25 protein-coding genes are annotated in these 23,143 nt (G+C 34.9%); 15 read left to right on the top strand and 10 right to left on the bottom strand.

The window, feature by feature from the left end:
• Window positions 1-19: 19 nt before the first annotated feature.
• Together K350_RS29230 and K350_RS32410 are read right to left on the bottom strand one after the other, a co-directional pair.
• Entirely contained in the window at window positions 20-1,099 is a 1,080-nt protein-coding gene (locus tag K350_RS29230; RefSeq protein WP_051313227.1) for an SDR family oxidoreductase, read from the bottom strand.
• Window positions 1,100-1,162: 63 nt separating this feature from the next.
• Complete coding sequence (locus K350_RS32410; protein WP_156027072.1) at window positions 1,163-1,330, bottom strand: hypothetical protein; 168 nt, start codon at window positions 1,328-1,330, stop codon at window positions 1,163-1,165.
• 339 nt (window positions 1,331-1,669) lie between these two features.
• Between K350_RS32410 and K350_RS0116765 the strand changes: the two genes are divergently transcribed.
• Window positions 1,670-2,473 (top strand): glycosyltransferase family 2 protein, encoded by an 804-nt coding sequence (locus K350_RS0116765; protein WP_037576098.1) that lies wholly within the window; start codon window positions 1,670-1,672, stop codon window positions 2,471-2,473.
• Between the two features lie 197 nt (window positions 2,474-2,670).
• Window positions 2,671-2,826: a hypothetical protein gene (locus tag K350_RS32405; protein WP_156027071.1), complete on the top strand. Its 156-nt coding sequence runs from the start codon at window positions 2,671-2,673 to the stop codon at window positions 2,824-2,826.
• 108 nt (window positions 2,827-2,934) lie between these two features.
• On the opposite strand, the gene K350_RS29225 is transcribed toward K350_RS32405, so the two are convergent.
• The 4 genes from K350_RS29225 to K350_RS0116740 all read right to left on the bottom strand — a co-directional run bounded on the left by K350_RS29225 (window position 2,935) and on the right by K350_RS0116740 (window position 5,412).
• Window positions 2,935-3,972 carry a Gfo/Idh/MocA family protein gene (locus tag K350_RS29225; RefSeq protein WP_051313226.1) on the bottom strand — a complete coding sequence of 346 codons (1,038 nt, stop codon included), beginning with the start codon at window positions 3,970-3,972 and terminating at the stop codon, window positions 2,935-2,937.
• A gap of 133 nt (window positions 3,973-4,105) precedes the next feature.
• Window positions 4,106-4,603, bottom strand: a complete 498-nt coding sequence (locus K350_RS0116750; protein ID WP_037576095.1) for a YciE/YciF ferroxidase family protein — start codon at window positions 4,601-4,603, stop codon at window positions 4,106-4,108.
• A gap of 84 nt (window positions 4,604-4,687) precedes the next feature.
• Window positions 4,688-4,954: a hypothetical protein gene (locus K350_RS0116745; protein ID WP_028980894.1), complete on the bottom strand. Its 267-nt coding sequence runs from the start codon at window positions 4,952-4,954 to the stop codon at window positions 4,688-4,690.
• Between the two features lie 83 nt (window positions 4,955-5,037).
• Entirely contained in the window at window positions 5,038-5,412 is a 375-nt protein-coding gene (locus K350_RS0116740; protein ID WP_028980893.1) for a hypothetical protein, read from the bottom strand.
• A 92-nt stretch (window positions 5,413-5,504) separates the two neighbouring features.
• Between K350_RS0116740 and K350_RS0116735 the strand changes: the two genes are divergently transcribed.
• The 11 genes from K350_RS0116735 (at window position 5,505) to K350_RS29215 (ending at window position 15,895) form a co-directional block, all read left to right on the top strand.
• On the top strand, window positions 5,505-6,170 hold the full coding sequence (locus K350_RS0116735; protein ID WP_028980892.1) for a DUF6766 family protein: 666 nt from the start codon (window positions 5,505-5,507) through the stop codon (window positions 6,168-6,170).
• A 4-nt stretch (window positions 6,171-6,174) separates the two neighbouring features.
• Window positions 6,175-6,792, top strand: coding sequence for a histidine phosphatase family protein (locus K350_RS0116730; protein ID WP_028980891.1), 618 nt, complete (start codon window positions 6,175-6,177; stop codon window positions 6,790-6,792).
• Window positions 6,793-6,863: 71 nt separating this feature from the next.
• Entirely contained in the window at window positions 6,864-7,331 is a 468-nt protein-coding gene (locus tag K350_RS0116725) for a YbhB/YbcL family Raf kinase inhibitor-like protein (RefSeq protein WP_028980890.1), read from the top strand.
• An 11-nt stretch (window positions 7,332-7,342) separates the two neighbouring features.
• Window positions 7,343-8,464 (top strand): glycosyltransferase family 9 protein, encoded by a 1,122-nt coding sequence (locus K350_RS0116720; protein WP_081671043.1) that lies wholly within the window; start codon window positions 7,343-7,345, stop codon window positions 8,462-8,464.
• A gap of 139 nt (window positions 8,465-8,603) precedes the next feature.
• On the top strand, window positions 8,604-9,599 hold the full coding sequence (locus K350_RS0116715) for a glycosyltransferase family 9 protein (protein ID WP_037576093.1): 996 nt from the start codon (window positions 8,604-8,606) through the stop codon (window positions 9,597-9,599).
• Between the two features lie 44 nt (window positions 9,600-9,643).
• A complete protein-coding gene (locus K350_RS0116710) occupies window positions 9,644-10,624 on the top strand; it encodes a glycosyltransferase (RefSeq protein ID WP_028980887.1) in 981 nt (326 codons plus the stop codon).
• A 4-nt stretch (window positions 10,625-10,628) separates the two neighbouring features.
• Window positions 10,629-11,963 carry a glycosyltransferase gene (locus K350_RS29220; RefSeq protein WP_051313225.1) on the top strand — a complete coding sequence of 445 codons (1,335 nt, stop codon included), beginning with the start codon at window positions 10,629-10,631 and terminating at the stop codon, window positions 11,961-11,963.
• A 4-nt stretch (window positions 11,964-11,967) separates the two neighbouring features.
• Window positions 11,968-12,687, top strand: a complete 720-nt coding sequence (locus K350_RS0116700; protein WP_037576091.1) for an SDR family oxidoreductase — start codon at window positions 11,968-11,970, stop codon at window positions 12,685-12,687.
• 12 nt (window positions 12,688-12,699) lie between these two features.
• Window positions 12,700-13,272, top strand: coding sequence for a D-glycero-alpha-D-manno-heptose-1,7-bisphosphate 7-phosphatase (locus K350_RS0116695; protein ID WP_028980885.1), 573 nt, complete (start codon window positions 12,700-12,702; stop codon window positions 13,270-13,272).
• Window positions 13,269-14,747 (top strand): D-glycero-beta-D-manno-heptose 1-phosphate adenylyltransferase, encoded by a 1,479-nt coding sequence (gene rfaE2, locus K350_RS0116690; RefSeq protein WP_028980884.1) that lies wholly within the window; start codon window positions 13,269-13,271, stop codon window positions 14,745-14,747. Before K350_RS0116695 ends, rfaE2 begins: the two co-directional genes overlap by 4 nt.
• A 29-nt stretch (window positions 14,748-14,776) precedes the next feature.
• Window positions 14,777-15,895 (top strand): glycosyltransferase family 9 protein, encoded by a 1,119-nt coding sequence (locus tag K350_RS29215; protein WP_051313224.1) that lies wholly within the window; start codon window positions 14,777-14,779, stop codon window positions 15,893-15,895.
• 16 nt (window positions 15,896-15,911) lie between these two features.
• Here the strand turns inward: K350_RS29215 and K350_RS29210 are convergent, their stop codons facing one another.
• Together K350_RS29210 and K350_RS0116670 are read right to left on the bottom strand one after the other, a co-directional pair.
• Window positions 15,912-17,501 (bottom strand): MFS transporter, encoded by a 1,590-nt coding sequence (locus K350_RS29210; protein ID WP_051313223.1) that lies wholly within the window; start codon window positions 17,499-17,501, stop codon window positions 15,912-15,914.
• A 409-nt stretch (window positions 17,502-17,910) separates the two neighbouring features.
• Window positions 17,911-18,702: an SDR family NAD(P)-dependent oxidoreductase gene (locus K350_RS0116670; RefSeq protein WP_028980883.1), complete on the bottom strand. Its 792-nt coding sequence runs from the start codon at window positions 18,700-18,702 to the stop codon at window positions 17,911-17,913.
• A gap of 337 nt (window positions 18,703-19,039) precedes the next feature.
• Here K350_RS0116670 and K350_RS0116660 point away from each other — a divergent pair, with 337 nt between their 5' ends.
• Window positions 19,040-19,546 (top strand): CinA family protein, encoded by a 507-nt coding sequence (locus tag K350_RS0116660; protein ID WP_028980882.1) that lies wholly within the window; start codon window positions 19,040-19,042, stop codon window positions 19,544-19,546.
• Between the two features lie 12 nt (window positions 19,547-19,558).
• Here K350_RS0116660 and K350_RS0116655 read toward each other — a convergent pair whose 3' ends face one another.
• Window positions 19,559-20,269, bottom strand: coding sequence for a DUF421 domain-containing protein (locus K350_RS0116655; protein WP_028980881.1), 711 nt, complete (start codon window positions 20,267-20,269; stop codon window positions 19,559-19,561).
• Window positions 20,270-20,959, bottom strand: coding sequence for a DUF421 domain-containing protein (locus tag K350_RS0116650; protein WP_028980880.1), 690 nt, complete (start codon window positions 20,957-20,959; stop codon window positions 20,270-20,272).
• A 283-nt stretch (window positions 20,960-21,242) separates the two neighbouring features.
• Between K350_RS0116650 and K350_RS0116645 the strand changes: the two genes are divergently transcribed.
• On the top strand, window positions 21,243-23,054 hold the full coding sequence (locus K350_RS0116645) for a hypothetical protein (RefSeq protein WP_028980879.1): 1,812 nt from the start codon (window positions 21,243-21,245) through the stop codon (window positions 23,052-23,054).
• Window positions 23,055-23,143 lie beyond the last annotated feature (89 nt).

Raw genomic sequence — 23,143 nt, 5'->3', positions numbered from 1 at the left:
AAGTGCATCATACAAACTTCTACACTGCAAAATTGTTCAGGACAGGCTGTTTTAACTTAGGAGTGCGGCTCATTTTCAATTTTAGTATCCAGGCAATGGTAGTAATAACTCCTAATCCTATAAAAACTTTACTTTTATTCATGCTAAGCCAGACTTCTGTGCTTTTAGATGCAGCCTCATTGTCAAAAGAACCGTGTGATCCATGATCGCCTGGGACAGGAGTATATAAATTATTTAATCTTTCAGGGTTTTCTTTGATATCTGTTTGTTGTCCTGTATAACCTTCTTTAGCAAGAACATAATCTCCAAGCCAAGGGGCAATCTTGTTTCCCAATATCGAATAAACAGTAGGATAGCCAACATATATTTCTCTTCTGTTATGCTTCGCAGCATATACAATGGCTCTCGCAGCTACCTCAGGCTGGTATATCTTTCCCATTGGCTTGGCTTTATGGGGAAGACGGCTTTTTACCAGTTCGAATTGTGTGGTATTCATGGCAGGCAATTGTACCATGCATGTCTTAATTTTGCTCTTATCATGGATCAATTCGGCCCTAAGAGCATCATAAAATCCTTCAATGGCGTGCTTTGCAGCACAGTATGCGGATTGTAGTGGTATACCTCTGTAAGCTAGTGCGGAACCTACAAAAATAATTGAACCTTTATTCCTTTTGCGCATGCGTTTTAATGCAGCCAATGTCCCATATACCTGACCAAGATATGTTACCTCTGTAACACGCTTGTATTCTTCAGGCAACATTTCGCTTATTGGTGAAAAAACACTGACCATAGCATTATTTATCCAAACATCTATAGGGCCTAGCTGATTCTCAATTTCCTCAGCGACTTCTTCGACTTTAGCAGCATCAGCAACATCTACTTGTTTTATCAAAGCTTGTCCCCCCAGGTTCTCGACTTCTTCCTTTGCTCCTAATAGTCCGTCTTCTCCTCTGGCCAGAAGTGCTATGGAACAACCTAATTTTGCATATTCTCTCACAATACTTCTTCCCAGACCTGCAGATGCTCCTGTGATTACTACAACTTTGGGCACCTCATCCTTGAAATAAGAATATACTTTTTTAATAAAACCTGTATCCATAATGTTCAGACAATTACTCTTAGCCTTCTTTTTAATACACTTTTCTTTTTATTAAAATAGGCTTTACTTTTTGTCGTCGCCTTTAGTAGGTTCATCTTTTTTCCTTTCATTAGGGTCAGCTTCAATATATTCTCCTCCCTCATTTTCAAAGTGCTGGGGATGCTGAGAGCTTTGATAAAGGTTCGCATTCTTAGCCTTATCTTTTTCTACTTTTTTATCAGGATCTATCATACTATTATCATTTTAAACTTCCATCCTAAATTAAAACAGGCTCTTATCCGGAAAAAGTTTCTGTAAACAATCCTCTTGATCATTAGGTTAACAAATTTCCTTAACTACATCCTCAGCAAAATGTAACCGGTTACCTTATCAAAGGACTTTCAGAATGGAATATTAAGAGAACTTTTCAGTTATTCCGGCGAGAGATGGTATTAACGGTACTATGAGACCTTTGGATCGAGCGGGGGGCTGGTAGATTTCATTCAGATAAGACATTATTTCTTCAATTTCTTATACTAAAAAACCTTTGATAGTACTCATGGTTAGAGCAGTGGTACAATTTTAAAATACATGAACCTGATTACTATCCTGATCCCTACATATCATAGACCTGATGCACTTGCAGTACTTTTGACCAGCCTTTTTTTTCAAACAGAACAAGAATACGAAATTATTATTTCAGACCAATCTAAGGATAATTGTAATGAGGAAAGTACATCACTTCAGGCAGTAATAAATTTACATCGTTCTCGTGGAACTTCTGTAACCATCCTTAAAAATTTACCTACGAGAGGTCTTGCACATCAAAGACAATTTTTGCTTGATCATGCCAATAATGAATATTGTCTCTATCTGGACGATGACCTTATATTAGAGTCATATGTCATAAAGAATTTAAAAGATGTGTTGATTAAAGAACAATGTGGTTTTACCGGAAATGCAGTGATAGGACTCTCATATCTGAATGATGAGAGACCATATGAACAAGCAATGGAATTATGGGAGGAAAAGGTTAGTCCCGAAACTATTGAGCCAGGAACAAAGGAATGGCTAAGATATCAATTGCATAATGCCGCAAATATATTGCATGTTCAAAGACATGAAAAGTTTCATTCCGAATCTCCCAAACCATATAAAATAGCCTGGGTAGGAGGTTGTGTAATGTATGATACAAGAAAATTGAGGGACGTAGGAGGGTTTTCTTTCTGGAAAGATTTACCTGTTCATCATTGTGGAGAAGATGTACTTGCTCAGTTAAGGGTGATGAAGAAGCATGGAGGTTGCGGAGTTTTTCCCAGTGGTGTTTATCATCAGGAACTTGAAACTACAATTCCTGATAGAAGAATTAATGCACCGGAATATCTTAAAATATAAACTGTTGATTTATATAGAAGAACTCTTTCCAAAATCAAGTTTGTTATATTGCTGAGTATGAGTATTATGAAATAACTAAGCTATGGAATCAAAAAAAGGAAGTTCAAAAAGGAACTGGTGAAGTTTCTGAATATCGAGTAGAACGTAAAAAAGGAGAACTCTTTGTTGACAAAGCTGTAGATGACATAAGTTCCGATGTGGAAGGCGAAGAAATTGATAGCTATGGTGTATATCTTCAATGTGAAGATCAGACAATTCTCGGTCTATTTTGGAACAAAGATTTGGCTGATATCTTTATGAAGAGTATCGCTGATTCTGATGCAATTAATAACATAAAGAAGTCAGGTATATAAAAAAGTTGATTAGACTTCTTTAACAAGAAGGGATATCTAATATGACATAATATAAGATAAAAAAGGAGACTAAGTGTTTCCTTTTTTATCTGGCATTTATACAGACAGCTAACGGGCATGGATATATTCCTTAATATTATATTCCAGTGTTACTTTTTCTCCTGTTTTAGCTGATTTGTAAATGGCTTCAATTATCTGAACATCGATGAGCCCTTCTATCCCTGAAGCTCTGTTATGAATGCCGTTAATAATTGTATCAGCAATTCCTTCCATCTGGGCTTTCTGCTGATTGATCCTTTCCATCTTGAGAGTGCCTTGTTCTGTTGCGCCTTTCAAACCATAATAGTAATAAGCTGGACTTATTTCAATCCAACCTTTCTCTGCTTCTATAAATAATTTGTCAGATTCTTTTGTATAGCTTGAACTGCAAAAAGCAATAACATTATCAGGAAACTCCATTTCCCAAGTGACATCACCATCTACTTCACTTGGTCGGTCAAAAATGGTATTCTCAATTTTTACATTTTTGATTGCAATAGGATTTTTTCCAACTACATACCTTGCAGCTTGTATTACATATATTCCTACATCTAACAGAGAGCCTCCTCCGGCAAGGTCCTTTTGAAGCCTCCATTGACCATTGTCTTCTATCTTAAATCCAAAGCTTCCTATTATTTTCTTTAGTTTGCCCTTTGCTTCGGTTTGTCCTACCTTCATAGCTTCCAGGTGGTGAGGCTCAAAATGAAGCCTGTATCCGACAAATAATTGAACATTAGCATTTTTACATGTATTGATCATTCTTTCACATTGCTTTACAGATGTGGCCATAGGCTTTTCTGTTATCACATGTTTGCCCGCTAAAGCTGCCCTTATCACATATTCTTCATGCATTGAATTTGGCAATGCTATGTACACAATATCAATATCTGGGTTGTCCTTTATTGAATCGAAATTTTCGTAATTATATATGTTTTTTTCTGGTATGTCATATTTGGTGGAGTACTCCTGAGCTTTTTCTTCAGAGCCTGTAACAATACCTCTCAATCTGAATGATTCGCTTTGAACTATTGCAGGCATTAACTGACCGGTACTATATTTTCCCAGTCCAACCATTGCCAATCCCAGTTTTCTATTTGTATTTGACATAACAATCGAAGTTTATATAGTACCACTTTAATATGGAACATAATTGGCCTTGTTTTAATCTGACGTTAAGGCAAAAAAATGACCTTGAGTTTTATTTCAAGGTCATTTTTTAGGATGTTAGCATTATTGTATATTATACAATTGCTTTTTGATTGACTGATTTCTTCGCTAAATCATTAAGCTTTGTGTCAGCTTTCTTTTCTTCATTCAATGTTTCAGAAAGCAATTGATGTATTTCTTTATGCCCAAGTTTTTCAGCATAATGGACTACAGTTCCATATCCGGAAATTTCGTAATGTTCTATTTTCTGAGCAGCAGCAATAAGGCCTGCGTCTTTCACTTCAGGAGTGGCATCTTCGTCAATCAAGTCTTTTCCTTCTTCAATGAGACCTTCCATTGCAAGGCATTTAGTATTGCCATGTTTTATATTTAGAAGTGCGAAAACCCTGTCAAGTCTTTCTTTTTGTCCTTTAGTTTCCTCAAGATGAGATTCAAAGGCTTCTTTTAAAGTTGGGTTCTTGGCTTCTTTGGCCATTTTTGGTAAAGCCTGAATCAATTGTCTTTCCGCACTATATAGATCTTTAAGTTCATATTCAAAAAGATCTTCCAGGTTTTTAAGTTTTTTTGTCATAATTGTATCTACGATTATTACTAGAAAAAACAGATCCTGGTTTTAAATTGTTTTTCCTTAATGTTTATATGAATGTATATGAGATTAATGTCTGGAAAACTGGATGATCATGCCATGATGATTATCACTATGAGGAGCAGGAAATTCTGCTGCTAAAGCTATTTTCCAATTTTCGTTCAGACTAACTTGTAATCCTGAATTAATTACACTTACAGCGTTTTGACCTGTAATATAATCTGCAATAAAAGTCAATTTGTCTTTAATAAGAACTTTTTGCAAACCCAGAAGCATTCCGATATTGTTGTTATGTCCTATATATTCCTGATTGCCATAATAAGCCCCAATTACCACAAAATTTTTTGTATCAGGAATTGTAAACCTGTTATTTAAAAATGAAAAATTTACAAATGATGGCTTAGAAAGACTATTAATACTTATTCCTGATCGACTTCCAATACCACTTTATACCAATCATTTATTCGGAAAATTTTTTGTATATGCAAAAAGACATCAGGATTTTGAGATGGCTCTTCTTTATCAATATTAAGTTTTCTGCTATTGGACCTTGTGTGTACCGTCAGTTGATTGAACATTAATCCCGTTTCCCAATTATTCTTTAATCCAAGAGTTGCAATTATAGAAGTTGAGATATTCCTGTTAGTGATGCTGCTCTGTGTTTGAAGGAATGTTTTTTTATATTCCACAATTTCTGAAGTGGGTACATCAATTAGGTTTTTCTGAGCTGTCGCCTTAATTGAATACGAGAAAATGAAAAGGATCAGAAATTTCCACCTGATTTTATGGGGCATATACGAGGTTATAAAAGAAAAGGGCTTATGTGTCTCTTCCTTAAGCAAAACAAATGAGGTTTAAATTTTGTTAAATTTTTATTTGCCAAGATATGAAAAACGAAAACGCCTCATTTATCAAAAGAAACGGTCTATCCATTTGTCTCTTTCTGTTTTTTCTAATTTTTATTACAGGTCAGATACTTACAGGCTGGAAGGAATATAATGAAGAACTGGCTGATTTAGGTGGGGAAGAAATGGGGTTGAGTTCTTATCTCTTATCAGGTCATTTCATTCAAACTACTTTTGAGAATTGGGAAAGTGAATTTCTACAAATGGGAACATATGTATGGCTTACTGTTTTTCTAAAGCAAAAAGGATCAGCAGAATCTAAATCTTTGACAAAAGAAGAAGAGGTAGATCGAATGCCTGTTGCTCATTCAGAAGCTCCATGGCCTGTTAAAAAGGGAGGAATATGGCTTAAATGGTATAAGAACTCATTGACACTTGCATTTCTTTTTTTGTTTCTTATTTCTTTTTTTCTGCACGCAGTAGGAAGTCATAACGAATATAACAAAGAACAGGAATTGTTAGGCAGACCTGTGGAAACCTTTGTGGAATATCTTGCAAATAATCAATTATGGTTTGAATCCTTTCAAAACTGGCAGAGTGAATTTATATCTGTATTTTCAATTGTAATACTCTCAATATTCCTGCGTCAAAAGGGCTCTCCGGAGTCCAAGCCGGTTGATGCTCCAAATTCACTTACGGGAAAGTAACAACATGAAGGAGAAAACTATATATATAGTAAGGCATGGAGAGACTGATAATAATGCTTGTCACATTTTGCAAGGTTCAGGAGTAGACCTTCCGCTAAATGACAAAGGGCTTTGGCAGTCAAAATGCTTTTATGAAACCTATAAAGATATTCCATTTACAAAATTATATACTTCAACACTTAAAAGAAGTATTCAGTCTGTTGAACTATTTATTAAGCAAGGAATTCCTCATGAAGCATGTGCTCAACTTGTTGAAATCAGTTATGGTATATATGATGGAGTAGCTTCTAGTTCAGATCCTGTCGGTACTTATAATAAATTGACTCGTGAATGGAAAGAAGGTAAAATAGATATTAAGATGCCAGAAGGAGAGAGCCCAATTGAAGTATCTGCGCGAATCAAACCATTTGTAGAACGCTTAATGTCCAATCTATCTGATGATTATATCCTTATCTGTATTCACGGCAGGATTATGAGGATTCTTTTAGCGACTCTGTTTGAGCTTGATCTTGTCAATATGAATCTTTTTGATCATAGTAACATGGGGTTATATGTGGTAAAATATCGTTCTCCCTTTTTTTGTATTGAAAAATTCAATGATCTAACACATCTTCAGGCCTAAACTGAATACAAATAACATAAGCATTATTACCATGTTTTCTTTTTATAAGATTAATATAAAAGGGAGAAGTTATGAAACTTTTAAGTTCAGAATTTAAAAATGGAGTAAGTATTCCAAAGAAGTATACTTGTGAAGGCCCAAATATCAGTCCACCTTTGCAATTTATAGATATTCCATCAAATGCATCTACCCTTGTTTTAACTGTAGAAGATGCTGACACTGAGGGGAACATTCCATGGGTTCATTGGCTTGTTTTTAATATACCCGCAACTTCTAATGGTTTTGAGGAAGGAATGGTTTCTCCTGGTTCCATTGAGGGATTATGTAACGGCAATACATTTGGTTATGAAGGTCCATGTCCTCCGGAAAATATACACAGGTATGTATTTAAACTATATGCCTTGGATATTGTACTGGCTATTGCTCCTGAGTCTAATAAAGAGACTGTTCTTAAATTAGCGAAGAGACACATAATTGAAGAAGCGGAACTTGTTGGTTTATATCAAAAAGAAAAATTGATTAAAGAAAAAGTCAAATAAAAATAACTATAGTGAAGTACGGTTTTCCTTCGGGGAGTATTGATAAAAAGGAAGTGAAAAAGATAGGAATTCTCAGGGCAAATGCTCTTGGAGATTTTATTGTTACACTTCCTGCGATTCAATCTTTGAGCCATTTCTTTCCCAATGCTGAAATTATTTTATTGGGGAAGGAGTGGCACAAATTTTTTTTGGAAGAGAAAAATGAAGGCGGTTTAAAGAGAACGTGTATAAACCGTGTTATTGTCATTCCTGTAATGAACGGTTTGAGGGAAGAACCTGGAATGACTGAGAATTCTATAGAAGTAGAGTCATTCTTTACATCCATCAAAAAGGAAAATTTTGATTTGGTTATTAGTTTTCAAGGAAAGGGAAACGCTGCTATTCCATTCTTGAAGAGGTTAAATTCAAAATATACAATTGGTTTAAGTTGTGAGGATTCTGATCAACCAGATTGTAGCCTTAGCTTTCATTACTATCAATCAGAACTTATCAGATATCTGGAGGTAGCTTCTCTGGCTGGTGCTCCGTTATATCTATCTCCGCCTAAAATCAATCTGTTTCAGAGAGATTATTCAGAGGCTAAAGATTTTTTAAATGCAAATAATATCAAAAACAGGTTTATTGCTATTCACACATGTGGGAAAGATATACGAAGAATGTGGACAAAAGAGAAGTTCTCTGATCTGAGCAAACTTCTTGTTAATTCTGGTTTCATCGTAATACTGACAGGCTCCGAAGAAGATAAGAAATACAATGACGAGATTGTTAATATGTCTGGTATTGATATTTATAATTCTTCTGGCAAGTTTTCAATAGGAGGGCTTGCTGCTTTATATAATATATCTTCTCTTGTTATTTCTATAGATACAGGAGCCCTTCATGTAGCTATAGCTGCACAAGCAAAAACGGTAGGATTGTACTGGGCTCCGAACCTTATCAACTGGGCACCACTTACAAGAGAGAAACATAGACCTGTTATAGGGTGGGATATTAAGTGTTCTGTTTGTGGCATAGCTCCTGTTGATCCTTATCCCTTTGAACCTCATACTGAAAAGTGTCAACATCAACAATCATTCATAGAATCTATATCAGTGGAAGAAGTTTACAAAGCAGCAATGACATTAACACGATAAATACTTAAGTATTTAAAATCTTCAAAGGCAGTATATCATATTTCTATTCTATCTCTTTTTGTTTAGTACACCCTTGTTCTTCCTTAGAAATAACAAATGATCTGATTAAATAATTGAAACAATAGAGAGGAATACAAGCATGAGAGATTTGAGGGGACTGAATCCAAAGAGAATAGCAATTTTCAGAGCACTGCAGTTGGGAGATATGTTATGTGCAATACCTGCAGTAAGAGCATTAAAGAAATATCTCCCTGATTCAGAAATTACATTAATCGGCCTGCCTTGGGCTAAAGCTTTTGTCGACAGATATCCAATGTACTTTTCAGGATTTATTAATTTTCCAGGTTTCCCCGGGTTACCAGAACAAGAATATAAACCTGTTGAATTTATAAAATTTGCTGATAAGGTCCTTACATCTGAATTTGATCTGATCATTCAGATGCAAGGTAATGGATCAATTGTAAATCCGATGGTGGAGATGTTTGGAGCGAAGAGGACAGCAGGATATTTTAAGTCAGGAGATTATTGTCCAAATAATGAATTGTATATGGAATATCCTGAAGGGTTGTCGGAGATAGATAGACATCTTTCTCTAATGAAGTTCCTGGGAATTAAGGCAAATGGTAAGATGTTGGAATTTCCTCTTAAAGAGGATGAAAATATTTTATTCAATAATCTGGTTGAAAAGTATAAATTAAATCCTGGGGATTATGTAGTTCTGCATCCGGGTTCAAGAGATACTACCAGAAGATGGAAGCCTGAAAATTTTGCAAACATTGGAGATATGATTTCTAAAAAAGGATACAAAGTAGTGCTGACAGGAACCAAAGAAGAGAAAAAGATAGCCATGGAAGTTAAGGGCCTTATGAAATACAGGCCTATAGACTTGGTTGAGAAAACATGTCTTGGAGTTCTCACTTCTTTGATCAGAAATGCAAAATTACTATTCTCTAATGATACTGGAGTTTCACATCTTGCATCTGCAACCAGAACCAAAAGTCTTGTGATATTTCTTAACTCAGATCCAAAAAGATGGGCTCCTCTTAACAAAAAGATTCATCAAATTATTTTGCCTCATCAAGCAAAGAATTTTAGATATGTATTAAAAAGAACAGAAGATATACTTATGTCATAGAAATACAATTTGGTTGGAAGTGGGATCGATTAAAATATATAAGTATGACGATAAATAAAGGAAAGCCTTTAAAAATATTTACATGGCATATTCATGGAAGTTATCTGTATTACCTTACTCAGTCAAATGCAGAATTTTATCTTCCTGTAAAACCTGGTGGAGAAGAAGGTTATGGTGGAAAAACTGATTCGTTTCCTTGGGGAAGTAACGTTCATAATGTTCCTGTTGAAAAGGTAAAAGAAATGGACTTTGATATAATTCTTTTTCAATCAAAGAAGAGTTACCTACAGGATCAGCACGAAATTTTAAGCCCGGAACAACGTGCTTTACCTAAGATATATCTTGAGCATGATCCACCAAGAGATGTACCTACGGATACCAAACATATCGTAGATGATCCTCAGATGCTGCTGGTTCATGTAACTCACTACAACAATCTTATGTGGGATAATAACAGAACACCTTCTAAGGTAATTGAGCATGGTGTGCTTGTACCTCCTCATGTAAGTTACAGTGGAGAACTTGACAAGGGTATAGTTGTAATAAACGGCATTGTGAAAAGAGGAAGAAGATTGGGGCTTGACATATTTCATAAGGTCAGAAATGAAGTTCCGATAGATATCATAGGTATGGGATCTCACGAAGTAGGCGGACTTGGCGAGATTAAAAATACGGAAGTTGCATCTTTCATATCTCAATATCGGTTCTTTTTTAATCCAATAAGATATACCAGTCTGGGGCTTTCTGTTTGTGAAGCAATGATGGTTGGGATTCCGATCATTGGATTGGCAAGCACTGAAATGCCTGTAACTATTGTAAACGATATATCTGGATATATTCATACGGATGTAGATTTCCTTATTGCCAAAATGAAATCTTTGTTGAATGATCCTCAGAAAGCCAAATTACTTGGGGATGGAGCAAAGTCTATTGCTTTATCTAAATTTAGTATAGAGAGATTTAAGCTTGACTGGCTTGATACTTTTAATGCAGTATTGAAAAACAGAGAGGAGATCGAGGTTTAAAGTTATGAAAAGAAAAGTAGCATTTATAAGTGAGCACGCTTCTCCTCTTGCTTTAATAGGGGGGGTAGATAGTGGAGGACAAAATGTTTATGTTTCAAGACTTGCATCAAAACTTGTTCAGTATGGCTACGAAGTTGATATTTTTACAAGGTGGGACAATGCAGATACAGGTCAGGTAATTTTGATGGAACCAGGTGTTAGAATAGTACATATAAAAGCAGGGCCCAAAGTAATTCTTCCTAAGGAGAATATCTTTGTCTATATGGATGAATTTGCATCAGGAATGATTCATTTTATTGATTCAAATAAAATCAACTATGAATTGATACACGCTCATTTCTGGATGTCCGGATATGTTGCCTCATTAATCAAAAATATACTTTCAATTCCATTTGTTATTACTTTTCATGCATTGGGAAGAATCAGAAGATTGTATCAGGGGAAAGATGATGGATTTCCTGATGAGCGCTTCAGTATTGAAGAACAGGTAGCTAAGGATGCAGATATTATTATAGCCGAATGTCCCCAGGATATGGAAGACTTGGTTATTCATTATATGGCAGATACTGATAAAGTTCGTATCGTACCATGTGGTTTTGATAAAGCAGAATTCTTTCCTATTGACAAATATCAATCAAAGTTAAAGCTGGGTTTTAATCCTTCAGAGTTTTTAATTCTGCAATTGGGAAGGCTGGTAAAACGGAAAGGCATAGATAATGTTGTGCTTGGTTTGAAAGAGTTGTTGAAGCTAAAGGATGATCCTGTAAGATTGGTTATTGTCGGAGGGGAATCAGATGATCCTGATCCTTCTAAAACTCCTGAAATATCAAGACTTATGGATTTGGCAAGAAATGAGAATGTTCTTTCAAATGTTTTCTTTACCGGAAGAAAGAAAAGGGAAGTATTAAAACATTATTATAACGCTGCAGATGTTTTTGTAACTACGCCGTGGTATGAACCATTTGGCATTACACCATTGGAGTCTATGGCATGCGGGACACCTGTAATAGGATCTAATGTGGGAGGGATCAAATACAGCGTAGAACATGGCGAAACAGGATTTCTTGTTCCACCCAACGATCCTGAACTACTGGGTAAAAGGTTGTATGACCTTTCATCAGATAAGGGGTTGATGAAAAGGTTTTGCTTCAACTCTGTAAAAAGAGTAAATACATTATTCACGTGGGATCGGGTAGGCAAAATGGTATCTGAAATCTATGAAGAAATACTTGGGGCACAGTTTAGCCGTTTCGGAAAAATTCAAAATTCTATAAGCGAATTTTGGGGGAACATTGGGAAATCAAAAACATTAAAAGAAAAGAAATTAAATCAAATTTAAAGTTATGCTAAAGGATAAAGTAATTCTCGTAACTGGAGGGGGTCAGGGGCTGGGAGCGGCAATAGGTAAGATGTTAGCCATTGATGATGCAATTATTATCCCCGTTGATATAAACCAGGATAATCTTAAAAAAATTGTAAACGAAATCAATAGCTCGGGAGGAAGAGCATGTGACTATAAAATGGATGTCGGTGATCAGGAAAATGTGGAGCATGTAATTGCTGCAATTATTAAGGATCATGGGAAGCTGGATGTTGTCATTAATAATGCTGGTGTTGACTATACCAAATCAGTAGACGAGCTGACTTATGAAGAATGGAATCGGGTAATCAAGGTAAACCTTTCCGGACCTTTTAATGTTGCAAAGGCTTCTTATCCTCATTTGCTAAAAAATGGTAAAGGGCATATTGTAAATATCGTATCAACAGCAGCAAAGAGAACCTGGGCAAACGCATCAGCTTACCATGCAAGTAAATGGGGACTTTTAGGTTTTAGTCATGCCTTGCATGTCGAAGCAAGAAAAGACAATCTAAAAGTTACTGCTGTTGTAGCTGGAGGTATGCAGACACCTTTTATTCTTGAACGCTTCCCTGATGTAGATCCTAACCTGTTACAAGATCCGAAAAACGTTGCATTTACTGTAAGACATGTTTTGATGCAGCCTGAAGGATCTGTTATTCCTGAAGTAATGGTTATTCCAATGCGTGAAACTTCATGGCCTTAATAACATACTGGTATGGAAAGGGCAATATTTCTTGACAAAGATGGGACACTGATAAAAGACATTCCCTACAATGTGGATACAAAAAAAATTGTTGTTTTTGAAAATGCGTTTAAGGGGCTAAAAGAATTACAGGACATGGGGTTTAAAATTATAGTGGTTACCAATCAGTCTGGAGTTGGCCTGGGATATTGCAAAGAAGAAGAAGTTAAAAATGTAGGTGAATATTTATTCACCTATTTAAATCGATTTTCAATCCGGTTAGATGGTTATTATTATTGTCCTCATCATCCAGGTAGTACTCACCCTGAATACCGAAGAGACTGTAGTTGCAGAAAGCCTAAAGAAGGCATGATATTAACAGCGGCCAACATTCATGATATAAATTTATCCAATTCATGGATGATAGGAGATATTCTTAATGATGTGGAAGCAGGTAGCAGGGCCGGTTGTAAAACGATACTCATAAACAATGGGAATGAAACAGAATGGCTGTTAGGTCCATATAGGAGACCAGACTTTGTTGCTGAGAATTTGAAAGATGCATTGGAAAGTATTGTTGATTTAAACAGAAAGCTTAAGGTATGAATAATCAATACTATAATTTGATAGGGAATTTTGAGGGTAAAAAAATATTGATCGTTGGAGATGCCATTCTCGATACATATATAAAAGGTTATTCTGAGCGTCTTAGCAGGGAAGCTCCGGTTCCTATTATTAATGTTGAAGAGCAAATTCACGAATGCGGCGGAGCTGCCAATACAGCAATAAATTGTTCAGCATTAGGTGCTGAGGTAATTTTTATTACAGTGCTCGGTAAAGATAATGATGGTAAAGAGCTTATCGATGTACTTAAAAGTAATAAGATTAATACCGATTATATTATCCAGGAAAAAAATAGAAGTACTTTATCAAAAAGGAGAGTCACCGCATCATCCTCGATACTTCTAAGAATTGACGAAGGAAATACAGATTCTATTTCTTCGGAAACCGAATCAGTATTATATGATAGAATAAAAAAGATTTATCATAGTGTTGACGCTGTTATACTTTCTGACTATGGGTATGGAATTTTAACTGAATCAGTTATAAAGCATCTAAGGAAACTAAAGTCAGAAAAAGAAAAAATATTCGTCATAGACTCAAAAGATTTAAAAAAATTTAAATCCATACAGCCTAAGGCTGTAAAGCCAAATTATGAAGAGACTGTAACCCTTTTAAATCTTTCTAAAATAACTAACAATGCCAGAATTAAACAGGTATCTGTCAAAGGTGAAAAATTGCTTGAAGTTACAGGTGCTGAAGTTGTAATATCTACAATGGATGCAGATGGATCTTTCTTATTTGAAAAAGGTAAAGAACCTTTTTGGATTAAAGCTATACCTGGAGACAATAGAAATGCCATAGGCGCAGGAGATACATTTATAAGTGCATTCGCACTTTCTTTGTGTTGTAAAAATGATGCCAAAGCAGCCTTGGAAATTGCCTCAGCTGCAGCATCAATTGTTGTTCAGAAAGAAGGAACATGTAGCTGCAGCGCTGAGGAACTGAAAGGCTATTTTAGTGGAAATCCAAAATATTTCAATTCGTTGTTAAGCCTTGTTGGCAAAATTGAAAAATTCAGAGTAAGCGGAAAAAAAATTGTTTTTACTAATGGCTGCTTTGATATTCTTCACAAGGGACACATAGATCTTTTAAATCAGGCGAAGAGTTTCGGTGATATATTAATTGTAGGCTTAAATAGTGATATAAGTATTAAAAGACTTAAAGGGGAGGATCGTCCGATAAATAGTCTGGAAGATCGAATCAGTGTATTGTCAGGTTTAGCAACAATTGACTTTATAATATCTTTTGAAGAAGATTCACCTTCAAAAATAATTCAGGCAATAAAACCTGATTTTTTTGTCAAAGGTGGAGATTATAAGACAAAAATCATTCCTGAAGCAAGTATTGTAAATGAGTTTGGAGGAGAAGTGAGGGTCGTAGGTTTTATTGAAGATAAATCGACAACGAATATTATAAATAAAATTAAAGATTCCAGCCCTTCTTCTAAAGCTGTATAAATGTATGATAAATGCGTAAATAGAATCAAATGGAAAATTTTAAAGATTGGCAGAATATTAGGAATATACTGTGCATTCGTCTGGATAACATGGGGGATGTCCTTATGACAACCCCAGCTTTTAAAGCTTTAAAAGAAGGTTTTCCGGAGAGAAAAATTACTTTACTAACTTCTTCTTCAGGAAAAGCAATTGCGCAATTTATTCCTACTATTGACCGCATCATAGTATTCGACACACCTTGGGTTAAAAATATAGGTGAAATCTCTACTATGCAAACTTTAGAAATGATTGAATTCTTGAGAAACGAAAAGTATGATGGTGCAATAATTTTTACAGTATATAGTCAGAATCCTTTGCCAGCAGCTATGCTATGCCATCTGGCAGGAATTCCAAGAGTATTAGGGTATTGTCGTGAAAATCCTTATAAACTCATTTCTGACTGGGTACCGGAAACAGAGCCTCTTACAGAAATAAAACATGAAGTTACAAGACAGCTGGATTTGGTAGGATATACGGGAAGTTTTACCACAAATAAAGAATTGAATATTTGTCTTCCTGAATATTATGATACAAACCTGACAGAACTAATGAAGAGAAAGGGGATTATGGAAAATGAATATATTGTTATACACCCCGGAGCCAGTGAAGAAAAGAGAATGTTCTGTCTGGAGAAATTTTCTGAAGCTACCCTTTTAATGATAAACTCATTAGGATTGCCAGTAGTGGTGACAGGTAATAAGGAGGAAAGAAACCTGGCAGAAGTTATAGAAAATAAGACTAATAATAAAGTTTTTAATTTAGCAGGAGAATTAAATCTGGGAGAGTTTATTTCCTTAATTAAAAAAGCTAAAGTTGTAGTGTCGAATAATACAGGGAGCGTGCATATTGCAGCTGCAACTCAGACACCTGTTGTTGTTCTGTATGCACTTACTAATCCTCAACATGCTCCATGGTGTGTTCCTCACGAGGTTTTACCATTTGATGTTCCTCTTGATACGCAAAGCAAAAATACTATAATTAGTTATGCTTATAAAAAGTCTTTTGTTAATAAACCGAAAGAGATAACTCCCGAAGTGATTTTGTCAGCAGTTAAGCAGCTGATTAAACCATCCCGGGAGCCTAATCTTACAATATTGGTGCAAACCTGATTAAAGAGATTTTCAGTTAAGCTTTTATTAATTTACTTTCTTTGGAATGATGTCCTTTTGGGCTTTCAGAGATAGAAACCAATTTTGAAACGCCGCTGGTTGCTTTCTTCTTTACTTTGTATTTATAAATTCTTCTCTTTCTCTTAAGTATTGAGAAAAATGAAAATGGTATATAAAACATGCTTTTGATTCCCTGGAACATAGCATTACTTTTTAATTCCTTTCTGAAGCTTGAGGATATTTCATTTATTACAACTTTCTGATGTACATCGCCTTTTTCTTTCACATAGGATAGTCTGTATAATGCAACTATACCCAATAAGAATGCAAACAAGAAGAAGAAGTCCCAGGTTTGAATATTTAATGTATGTAAGACGAAATCACCGTCTGGTGCTTTCCATTCAAAGTTGAACGACAATTCTCTTTTTGAAAAGAAGTCTACAAAATACCCACCAATGATAGGTGCAATTCCTGCAAAGAATGCATTTGTCAGACCTCTTATTGTCAGGAATGCTGTTGCTTCTCCCTCTTTAGGGGCAAGCTTCATTCCTATGTTTGTTAGGGAAAGATTTATTCCTGCAACCGAAATTCCATTAAACATATAAATCAGAACAAGCAATGGTAGTGTGAGACCATGTGCATGAGGCATCGTTGTGAATGTAAATGCAAATATGCAACACAGATATATTGGACCGCATATTCTGAGTATGGTTTTATTGCTGTATTTGTCAGAGTATTTTCCCCAAACTCTTATAAAGAGAATGTTTGTTGCCTGACTAAGAATAGAAAAACCGATAACATAAGATAATGGTAAATTCAACATCTTCAGAAGATATACACTGAAGAAGGGGGCTGCAAGGTTTACAGCAAAAGCCCAGAATGAATTAAATATTAAAAGATTTCTAAAGTTTTTCTCTTTGAATGGAGTTTTGAAAAGTCTAAATACATTTGTCTTGATAGCTGCTAATTTAGGTTCAGGAACTTTTGATACGATATAAACCCCATATAATCCTGCCAGACCGCCAAGAAAAAACATAATTGAATATGTGTTCATTTCCCATTGAGGAAACTTTGATTTTATAAAATCCAGGAAGAAAGCACAAGCCAGGCTCAACGCCACATTTAACATTTGTATAAGCCGGCTTCTGTTTGAAAAATAAGTTCCAAGTTGATCTTCAGGTACAAGGTCTTTCATCCATGAATTCCAGCTACAGCCGCTTATTGCTCCTAATATATAATGAAAGGAAAGAAACAGAATCAAGAGAGATAATCCTGTAGATGGTGAAAATAGAAATGGAATAAGACTTATAAATAACAATGGAAGCCTTGCAAACAAAGAAGTTGCTACTGAAAGTTTTCTCCTGTTTCCAATCAGGTATATCAAATAAATTGCCAGTAATTGGAAAAGATTTGTTAAAGTAGGCATCGAAGCCAGCAATCCAATCTGAAAATTTGATGCTCCCAACTTTAATGCATAAGATACTAAAAACGCACCACCTGTAAAGGTTGCCATTGCTTCTGCCATGAGACCGTCTTTCACGATCAGGTTTAATCCTTTTTTTACCTGATGTTCAGTAAGAGGAGCTTCTGATGGAGTTAAATTCATTCTTATTTGAGTTGTGATTACGTTTATACAATTCGTATAAATAAAACGTTCGTAATCTTTTATTAAAATAGTTATTCAGTCTTATTAAAGGGCTTGTTAAGGAACAATCACTTTTCAGAGAAGGTTTCGGTAAACGGGATGATTTATGACATCTCTGTTAATTGAACGGCTGCAAAAAAATCAAAGCCGAAGAAAAAGTAAATCTGGAAATATTGAAATCTACAATCAGTCAAGAATATACAAACAGGAAATCTTTAAGAAAAAAAATGTTAAATATGAACTATTATATTCTACTCATAATAGTTCATTTATTACCTAATTTATTTTACAGATAAATTTCCTACAAGTGAACTGTTTAAATTTAAAAAGTCCTGCAATAGTTTTGTCTGCCAGTGCAGGACATTGAATTTTATTCAGCAGGTTTGTTTTGCTTTTCTGACATTGCTGCAACAGCTTTATCAGGAAGAATGCCACTCATGACTACTTGTGCTTTATTTTTCCAACCTGAAACTACTTTTAGTTCTCCTGACATCAATGCTTTATATCCATCTTTTGCTACCTGTTCCGGATCAGCTAAATCTCCTTTCTGTACCAATGTTGCTTCCTCCATATCCGCTTTATGAAAGAAGTCAGTTGCTGTAGCACCTGGCAGAAGAGATGTGATTGTTATATTCGTATCTTTAATTTCCTGTTGTATTGCCTCTGTCCAGGAAAGAACAAATGCTTTAGTTCCATGGTATACAGATTGCCATGGACCGGGCATTTTTCCTGCAATTGAGGCAACATTTAATATCCTTCCTTCATTTCTTGAAAGCATATCTTTTAGGAAGTACTTTGTCAGTACAACGTATGCAGCGATATTCAATTGAATGATTTCCAATTCGCGATTTATATCTGTCTCAGAAAACTTTCCATAAGCACCTTGTCCTGCATTGTTTACCAATATATCAATTTGGATGTTTTTAGATCTTATTTCTTCACAGACTTCAAATGGTGCGTCTTTTTTTGATAAATCTTTTTCAATAGTGATTACTTGAATGCCAAATTGATGGTGAAATTCTACTGAAATTGCCTGGAGTTCTGAAAAGTCCCTGGCAACTAGGACAAGGTCGAAACCTTCCTGAGCAAATAACTTTGCCAGTTCGAGCCCGATCCCACTGGTTCCTCCAGTAATCAATACATTTTTTTTATCATTTGCCATATGTTTCTATTTATAAAATATTTTATTAAATCCCTTCCAGTTAGAACAAAGCCTTATATTACTTCGTTTCAGATTGCCTCTTGGACAAGATGTGCTTTATTAGCAAACAATATGGAAGTGAATAACTTAGAATTTCATTTAGACTTAACTTGAATTAGGTAATGAATTCTAATTCATAAATCAAGACAATTATCAACTGTATTTCTGCAGATTTAAGTAAGAAATTATAGTGTTTCTATATTTTTTAGAAAGCAATTTTTATTCTTTAATCGACTTCGCAAACAATACGTCTTGTGTGAAATTATTATATAAGGATTGAAACGTTAGTTTTTGTATTATGAGCTCCATACATTCAGATCTTGATTTGATAAAAGACATTTTAATCTCCAATAACCAGACCGTTTCAGTTGCGGAAAGTGTGACTGGCGGAAATATCCAAGCGCTTTTAGCATCTGTTTCAATGGCTATTGATTTTTATCAGGGAGGTATAACAACTTATAACATAGGGCAAAAAGTCAGGCATCTGGGAGTAGAACCTATCCATGCAATCAAATGTAATAGTGTTTCTGATAAAGTAGCCAGGGAATTGGCTATAGGAGCGTTAAAACTATTTATGAGTGATTTTTCCATTGCGGTGACAGGTTATGTGGGGCCTGATGAAAACAACGATTCTGATAAGCCTATAGCATACATATCTATTGCTAGGATTTCCAATGAAGAAATCTCTGAAGTTCATCATGAAAAAATAGAATACGAATTAAAGGAAAGGGATGAAGTACAAAGGTATTTTGCAGAATGTGCAATAAGAATATTCGGTGAGTATTTGTCAAAGAGAACTTTTTAAGAGAGGGTTAAATCAGAAGTTTTCCTGATTATTTTCAACAACTGATTCTTCCCAATCATTATTTCCACAATTGTTACATTTTTCGAAACCTTCATTTAATTTCCGAGTATATCCGCAAATTGTACAAGAACATGTGTCTTTAATATGCTTCATTTCTGATTGTTCAAATTGTATATCATATTTAGGTATGATAGACAGGCCAGGGGAACGCCCATCATTCTTCATCAGAGTAAAGCCACCATTGTTTTCAATATAAAGCCTTTGAACTTCTCCCATATTTTTGATTCCGAATGATCTTAATTGTGCATATATCCGATTTCTTGAAATAAGTGTCTTCTTTAAATTTGTAAGGTTTATTGTGCCGTCTTCAATTAAAAGGGACATATCTCCGTGCAAAAGCAACTCTATTTTTTTGTTTTTAAAACCGATGGAAAAAATTAATCTTTGCATGCAAATTACTATTGTCGCAATTATTGCTGTTGGTAATAATCCTCTGTCAGGTGATCCTAAGGGGACACCAATTCCAGCAGCGAGAGCTACAAGACCGGAAAGTTCATGCATATCCAGCATAGCTGCCATTCTTCTTCCCATTAGTCTGAGGGAAATTATCAGGATCGTAAATGTAAAAAGAATTCTAACTAAAGCTTCAATAAAATATTCATAGGGTACATCACCAAAAAGGATTCGGATATAATCGTATAAATGAATTTCTTCAGGCTTCATTTATTGTATTGCTTCAGTCCACTGTTTACTTCCACAATTGATACATTTTTGGTTAGAGAATATTTTTCCTTGTTCAACTCTGCCACAGCTAATACATGCAAAATAATTGCTCGATATATTGCTATGCCCTTTTAAATCAATGTCACTATCTGGCATAATTGATAATCCAGGATGGATATCCTTGAATTTAAAAATACTTATGTTGCCTGTAGGTTCTAAATATATTCTGCTTATTTGTCCGAGATGTTGCACATTTTTACTTCTCAAATTGGCAAATAAGTTTTCCCTTGACAAGGAAACTTTTTTCATTTCCCCTAGTTGCAATTCTCCATTTTTCAGAATTGTAGATGATTCTCCTTGCGTAAGCTTTTCAAAAAATGGATTCTTCAGAGAAATAATATTTATGAGTCTGTGCAGAAAGACTGCGATAATAAGGATGAATATACCTACTAATAATCCATAGTCAGGAACTTGCATAGGTATAGATATAATTGCTCCTAACATTACTACAATTGCAAGTTCAAAAATAGAAAGTTGAGCAGACATCCTTTTTCCCATTATTCTCATGGCAATAATTAAAAATATATAAATAATAATTGTTCGGATAAACACTTCGAGCATAAAGGACCAGGGTGCTTCTCCGATTAAAATTCTTTTCCAATCGTACAGGTGCACATCTTCTTTTTTCATGCTTAATCATGTTGAGAATCAAGATTAGACTAACCTTAAAGCTTGTTACATGTTTGCTAAAAATTAAGTTAGATGTGATGAATTTTAATTTTACAAATGTTTATGAACTTGGTACACTATTATGTTATATAAAAATTATAGTATGACTCTATTTTTTTTAAAAAGATCATCTTTCTAATACAAAACAGATTAATTGTTATCTCTTGTTCAATAAATATGCGAACGATATTAAAAAGACAGCAGTTTTGAAGTAGACATATTATTTACTTGAATAATAAAATTTATGAAAAAGACTATTATAGGATTAATTTCACTTTTAGCTGGAATTGTCCTGGCAATAAATACATATGGCCAATCTGATCTGGGTCCCAATTCATCTTTGCTGGATTCAGAAATGATAACTAATCCAAACTTTCTTGTAACTATTGTGGCAGGAGTGTTAATGGCACTGGGTTTCCAGTTTATACTGACAAATTTATCAGTAGCATTAGGTATCACATCAATTGGTAATATCAAACAGAAAACAGAAAGGTTTCTGCGTAATACTTATTTAGATAATAAAAGAGAAAGATATAGCGAAGAAGAACCAGATGAAAAAAAAGAGTCTAAAAATGTAGCATCCAAATTTATGTCTTTGGCAGGCGGATGGACATTGGTCACAGGGGCTATATCTCTATTTCTCGCTTGTATGTTAGCTGTTAAATTGTCACTGATAGAAAGTAACGCTATAGGTTTTACTCTAGGCCTTGTAATTTGGGCTGTATTCAGTATGACTATGATTTATCTTGAGAGTCGAGCACTTGGTTCCATTATCAGTGGTGTTTGGGGAGCTGCAATCAATGCTATAAAATCAGGAATTTCAGGTGCAGGATCAATATTTTCCAGCCATGAGTCTCAGAGTGAAAGAGACAGTAATGTAGTTGAGAAAATTAAAGAGGAAGTATATCAATTAGTGGAAGATCCTGGAATGAGTGCGAAGTTTGATAATGTCATTGAAAAGATAAGACCAAAGTTTGATACCCATCAGTTTAGGAGAGAACTTGCTGAACTATTAAATGAGATAAAAATAGAGCAAAAAGGTAGTGTTTCTCCTGACATCAGGGAACTATTTATTAAAGTAGCTGAGAAGGAGCCTGCTTTCAGTAGAACTGATGTATCCAGTTTAGATAAAATATTTGAAAGCGCGCTTTCAGGAGTAGGATTGTCAGGAGTTTCCAGACAGGCAGGGGGGCTTGGATCTAAAGCTTCAGAATATGTAAAGGAAGAAGTTTTACCAAAAGTTAAGGAAGAATATATTCCTAAATTTAAAGAAGAGTACCTGCCCAAAATAAAAGATGAGATGGAACATTATGTTATGGATAGAAATCCAATTGACACTGATCCAGAAATTGTGAGAGCAGAGATCGATGAAATATTTAGTCACGATGTAGATGTTGCAAAAATAAAGAGTCAAGGGAAGTTATTTGATAAGAATGACATCGCTACTGCAGTCGCTGAACAAAAAGGGGTAAGTAGATCTGAAGCTTTGAATGTTGCAGATAAATTGGAAGATGCTTTGAATTCCATATTGCGGTCATCTAAAATTAAAGAAATAGTTAAACCCAAATTAGAAGAAACGAAGGAGCAGGTTAAGGAAACTCTTGCATCAAAAAAGGATGAATACATGAACAAACTAGAAGGTAAATTTCAAAATTTGTTTAGAAGAATAGATCGACCTGAATTGGATTATAATCTTTTGAAGAAAGAACTCATTTTTATGATTCAGAATCCGAGATTGGCACCAAAGGTATTAAAGATGAAGTTGAATCAAATGGATACAAATACTTTGGTTGGACTTTTAACTGCTAGCGGAGCATTGAATAAATCTGAAATAAATAACGTAGTTCGAAAATTCGAAGATGTAAAATCAGATACAGTTCAGAGAGTGGATCAAGCAGAGGATTTAATTAGGCGTAAAACAAGAGAAGCTAGTGAGTTTGCCTTAGAACAAGCGGAGAACACTAGAAAGCTTGCAGCTGAAGCAGGATGGTGGTTATTTGCAATGCTGGTAGTATCTGGCATAGCTGCAGGTTTAGGTGGAATTGTAGGGATGTAATTAATCGCTAATGTTAATAATCATAAAGGATATGTAAACATCATATCCTTTGTGATTATTTTGAATTTTCAGAATGTAAATGTTCGTCC

This window comes from Sporocytophaga myxococcoides DSM 11118 (assembly GCF_000426725.1).
Lineage (GTDB): Bacteria > Bacteroidota > Bacteroidia > Cytophagales > Cytophagaceae > Sporocytophaga > Sporocytophaga myxococcoides.
Note: the sequence above shows the minus strand (reverse complement) of the source record. Positions and strands in the feature narration are given on the sequence as shown.